Here is a 5,083-nt window from a genome sequence, read left to right on the forward strand (position 1 = left end):
CCAACGTCATCCGGCGGGCCGTCACCGACGAGATCATGTACGCCATCGCGTCGCTGTCGGAGCAGGAGTACGTGGACATCTACCACCAGCGTCCGGCCGCCTGACTCGACACGGCCTGACTCGACACGGCCTGACTCGACACCGCCTGACTGCCAGCGGATCGCCTCGAACAGCGAGCGCCGCTCTGGGTTGCCCGGGAGCGACGAGGCCCGGCGCGCCGGGCACGCCGCGACGCTCGCGTCTCGTGCGGCGCCGCTGCATCGTGATCGAGGTTACCGACCATCCCGACAACCCCCGCGAGTCGACACAGGCCGGTCCGCGAGTCGACACGGTGTGGTCCGGGTCGGGCGTTCCGGTGGTCGTGTGCGCGTGCAGGCCCGCCGTTGTCTGCCGACTCGCGCGCCACGTCGTGTCGACTCGCGTCAGGGGTGGGGGCGGACGAGGAGCCAGTCGGTGGTGTGGCGGTACCAGGTCCAACGCCGGACCTCGCGCGGATGGGCGACGCCGTCGACCACCACCGTCATCGGCTCGCCGCCCAGCTGAGCGGTGCGGCCCACCGCCGAACCCCGGCCGCGCGTGGCCTTCAGCGGCACCCCCCGGACCCGGCCGTCGGGGAGGCGGCCCAGGCGGCCGGCGCGCACGGCGATGCCGCCGGGGCCGGGGGCGACGACCAGACGCGGCGCCGTGCCGCGCAGGACCAGGACGTCGTCGCAGTAGCACTCGCCGCGCATCCCGCGGACCTCGCCGCGCCCGACGAGCACGCCGCCGGAGTCGTCACGCACCAGCGGGACCGCCGACGCCGTGCCTCCCACCGCGAGCTCGGCCGCGGCGTCACCCATGGGCAGCCCCCAGGCGCGGGCGCCGTCCGACCCCGGAGCGGGCAGGAACGCGACCTCGACGTCGAGCCGGTCGAGCCGGAGCAACCGCACCAGTACGGCGGCGAGGTCGGCGTCGCCCCCCGCGACGACGAGCCGTTTCGGGCGACGCTCGGCGATGACGGGATCCACGTCGGCCTTGCCGGGCCGTGCGGGCAGCGCGACGGTGGGCGCCCCTTCGAGCGCGATGGGGCGCCGACTACCGTGGGGGTGTTCCCCGCAGGTCAGCAGTAACAGTTCCGAGTCGATCGAGCCCACCTGATCGGCTACCCTCCCGCCGCCACGTTGTCCATTCCCGCGTCCGTTCCAGACTGGAGTCTCACATGCCCGCGATCGTGCTGATCGGCGCCCAGTGGGGCGACGAGGGCAAGGGCAAGGCCACCGACATCCTCGGTGATCAGGTCCAGTGGGTGGTGAGGTATCAGGGCGGCAACAACGCCGGTCACACGGTGGTGCTTCCCGACGGCCAGAACTTCGCCCTGCACCTCATCCCGTCCGGCATCCTCAGCCCCGGCGCCAAGAACGTGATCGGCAACGGCGTGGTGGTGGACCCCGGCGTGCTGCTCGAGGAGCTGAAGGGCCTCGAGGACCGCGGTGTGGACACCAGCAGCCTGATGATCTCGGCCGACGCGCATTTGATCATGCCGTACCACGTGGAGATGGACAAGGTCACCGAGCGGTTCCTCGGCAAGGCCAGGATCGGCACCACCGGACGCGGCATCGGCCCCGCCTACCAGGACAAGGTCTCCCGCGTCGGGGTCCGCGTGGCCGACGTGCTCGACGAGAAGATCCTGCACCAGAAGGTGGAGGCGGCCCTACACCTGAAGAACCAGGTCCTCGTCAAGGTCTACAACCGCCGCGCCATGGACGTCGACCAGGTCGTCGACACCGTGCTCGCCCACGGCCGCCGGTTCGCCGAACGCATCGCCGACACGCGCCTGCTGCTCAACCAGGCCCTCGAGGCCGGCGAGACGATCCTGCTGGAGGGCTCGCAGGGCACCCTGCTCGACGTCGACCACGGCACCTACCCGTTCGTCACCAGCTCGAACCCGACGGCGGGCGGCGCGGCCGTGGGCTCCGGCATCGGCCCCACCAAGATCACCCGGGTGATCGGGATCCTCAAGGCCTACACGACGCGCGTCGGCTCGGGCCCGTTCCCGACGGAGCTGCTCGACGCCATGGGCGAGCACCTGCGCAAGGCCGGCGGTGAGGTGGGCGTCACCACCGGACGTCCGCGCCGTTGCGGCTGGTTCGACGCCGTGATCGGCCGCTACGCCGTGCGTGTGAACGGCATCACCGACTTCTTCCTCACCAAGCTCGACGTCCTGTCCGGGCTCGAGAAGGTGCCGGTCTGTGTCGGCTACGAGGTGGACGGCAGGCGGGTGTACGACATGCCGATGACGCAGTCGGACGTGCACCACGCCGTGCCGGTGTACGAGGAGCTGCCCGGCTGGTTCGAGGACCTCTCCCCGTTCCGCACGTTCGAGGAGCTCCCCGCCAACGCCCAGGCCTACGTGCGCCGCGTCGAGGAGCTGACGGGCGCGCCGGTCAGCGCCATCGGCGTGGGCCCCGGCCGCGACCAGACCATCACCCGCGACGTCTGACGCGGGGGCCCGGCGGCGCTCACCACCGCGCACCGACTCGGGGGCGGACAGGGCTCAGCGCACCGTCGCCACGGCCGGCGGCGGATGTGGCGCGCCGCTGTGATCATCGCGCCCTGGCTGGGGGCCTGAGCGGAACCAGCGCACCCTCGACGCCCGACGCGGTGAGCAGCGGTGCGGGCCCCGGTCAGGAGGCGCAGCTGCCCGTGGCGACCTCGCGGGTCAGGCCGGGGGCGGCCTGGACCGCCGGCTCGACCTGGTCGACCGTGAGCACGAAGCCCGTCTCCTTGTCGTCCAGCGCCGCGCCGAAGACCACGCCGATGACGCGGCCCTGGGGGTCGATCATCGGGCCCCCGGAGTTGCCCGACTGCACCGTTGCCCGCACCGTGTAGACATCGCGGGTGACCTCGCCGGCGTCATAGATGTCCGGGCCCTTGAGCTTGATCTCCTGGCGGATCCGGGCCGGTGTGACGGTGAACGGCCCGTCGAGCGGATAGCCCAGCACGATCGCGTCGTCCTGCGGGGAGGCCGGTGCGGGGTTCAACACCAGTGGGTCGGCCTCGAGGTCGGGCACGCGGAGCACCGCGACGTCGACCTCGGGGTCGTAGAGCACCACGGTGGCGTCGAGGTCGGTGGTGCGGCCGCGCCGGTTCAGCACCTCCACCGCCGTGGACGACGTGCCGGCGACGACGTGGGCGTTGGTCATGACCAGCTGCGGGCCGATGACGAACCCGCTGCCCTCCAGCTGCCGCTGGCACGACGGGGCGCGTCCGCGGATCTTGACGATGCTGGGACGCACGTCGGCGACGGCGGAGTCGTTCACGAGCGAGCCGTCGGGCGGCCCGGCCTCGGTGATGGGGGTGGGGGCGAACGGGTTGGTGACGTCGGGGAAGCCCGATGCGTTGAGCAGCTGCCGCAGCTCGTCGGGGAGCTGCTTGGCCTCGGCGGGCATCACGGAGTCGACGCCCCCGAGGACCACCGACGTCCGCACCCCCGACGCCAGCACCGGGAAGCTGGCCGACGCCAGCGGCAGGGCGACGAGCCACGCCGCGATGACCACCGTGACGGCCTGCAGGACCGAGCCCAGCGCGGAGTCGATCTTCAGCGTGCGCTCGCCCCGGATGTGGTCACGGATGCGGCGCCCGAAGAAGACCCCGGTGGTCTCGCCGAGAGCCACGAGCAGCACCACGACGACGATGCTGACGATGATGCGGGTGCTGGGGTTGGCGATGCCGGACGCCAGCAGCGGCGCCAGCCGGACCCCCAGAATCGCCCCGCCGAGCACGCCGACGAAGGACAGCAGCGCCACCGCCATGCCGTGGCGCCACCCCGAGACGGCGGCGATCAGGGCCAGCACGATCACCACAAGATCGACCCAGCTCACAGACCGACCACGTTTCCCACGTTGCTCCCGGCGGCGCGCACGCGCCCCCCGACGATCACGATCCTGCGACCTCCTGCCGAGCGGCTCGCGCCGCGGACCACGCGTCCTCCAGACCCAGGACACGTGAGGTGTCCCAGGGGCGCGCCCATCCCCCCAGATCCAACAGCGCGGACAATAAGCCCCCGGTGAACCCCCACACGAGCAGCCCCGCAACGACGAACGCCGGACCGGGCATGCCGGACGGATGCCCCACCATCACGCGTCGCGAGGGGTCGGCGAGCAGCGAGACCGGCACCCGGACGACCCCGGCGGTCTCCCCCGGGTCGACGGCGTGCACGGCCGTGGGACGCGCCCAGTGGGCCAGCACGGGCGTGACGGCGAACCCCGAGGGCGGGATGAACAGCTCGGGCAGCAGGGCCAGCGGCACCACCCCCGACGGGTCGAGGCCCGTCTCCTCCTCGGCCTCGCGCAGCGCGGTGGCCACCGGACCGGAGTCGCCGGGGTCGGCGCTCCCACCGGGGAACGCCGCCTGACCCGCGTGGTTGCGCAGCGTGTCGGCGCGTTCGACGAGCAGCACGTCGGGCCCGTGGGACGGGTCCTCGCCGAACGTCATCAGCACCGCGGCGCGCCGGGCGTCGGGCTTCGGGGCGATGCGGTGGCGCGTGAGTGCGGTGGCGTCGACGTCGCGCACGCCGCGCAGAAGTGGCTGCAGCCAGCTGGGGGCGAGGTCGGGGTGGAGCGGCTCGGTCACAATGCCGCCTTCGCGGGAGGGAGCACGTCGGCGGTCACGAGAGGCGCTCCACGGCCGCCGCGACGGCGTCGGCTGTGGCGAAGGGCACAGGTGGGTCCACGCGGGAGACGCTGCCGTCGGGCCGCACCACGTACGACATGGGCAGGCCGGGCGGGATGTCCAGGGCGGTGCGCAGCGCGTTGTCGGGATCGGTGACCGACGGGAACCGGACGCCGAGGTCGGTGAGCAGCTGGAGGGCGGGGCGGGGGTCGTCGCGGTAGTCGACGCCCAGCACGGGCACGGCGCCCGGCCGCGCGGCGTACTCGGCCAGCACGGGCAGCTCCTCCCGGCACGGCCCGCACCACGAGGCCCAGACGTTGACGAGCACGGTCCGCCCGGCCAGCGCGGTGCCGAGGTCGACCGTGCCGGGCGCGCCGAGGCACGGGACGCGGACGCCGGCGAGCGGGCCCGCTCCCGCGGAGCCGGTGCCCTC

5 protein-coding genes and 1 pseudogene are annotated in these 5,083 nt (G+C 73.1%); 2 read left to right on the plus strand and 4 right to left on the minus strand.

Annotated features, from left to right (window positions below):
- Positions 1-104: pseudogene (locus JWR81_RS07845) on the plus strand (1-acyl-sn-glycerol-3-phosphate acyltransferase); the annotation flags it as partial.
- A 318-nt stretch (positions 105-422) separates the two neighbouring features.
- Here JWR81_RS07845 and JWR81_RS07850 read toward each other — a convergent pair.
- Complete coding sequence (locus JWR81_RS07850) at positions 423-1,133, minus strand: hypothetical protein (protein WP_297648796.1); 711 nt, start codon at positions 1,131-1,133, stop codon at positions 423-425.
- Between the two features lie 65 nt (positions 1,134-1,198).
- Here JWR81_RS07850 and JWR81_RS07855 point away from each other — a divergent pair, with 65 nt between their 5' ends.
- On the plus strand, positions 1,199-2,479 hold the full coding sequence (locus JWR81_RS07855; RefSeq protein ID WP_297648799.1) for an adenylosuccinate synthase: 1,281 nt from the start codon (positions 1,199-1,201) through the stop codon (positions 2,477-2,479).
- A 184-nt stretch (positions 2,480-2,663) separates the two neighbouring features.
- Here the strand turns inward: JWR81_RS07855 and JWR81_RS07860 are convergent, their stop codons facing one another.
- From JWR81_RS07860 to JWR81_RS07870, 3 genes are all read right to left on the minus strand, one after another.
- Entirely contained in the window at positions 2,664-3,860 is a 1,197-nt protein-coding gene (locus tag JWR81_RS07860; protein WP_297648802.1) for a MarP family serine protease, read from the minus strand.
- Positions 3,861-3,915: 55 nt separating this feature from the next.
- Positions 3,916-4,611, minus strand: coding sequence for a CoA pyrophosphatase (locus JWR81_RS07865; RefSeq protein WP_297648805.1), 696 nt, complete (start codon positions 4,609-4,611; stop codon positions 3,916-3,918).
- 34 nt (positions 4,612-4,645) lie between these two features.
- A partial coding sequence (locus JWR81_RS07870) for a TlpA disulfide reductase family protein (RefSeq protein WP_297648808.1) occupies positions 4,646-5,083 on the minus strand: 438 nt, incomplete at its 5' end.

The organism is Pseudonocardia sp. (genome assembly GCF_025965585.1).
In the GTDB taxonomy this organism is placed as follows: domain Bacteria; phylum Actinomycetota; class Actinomycetes; order Mycobacteriales; family Pseudonocardiaceae; genus Pseudonocardia.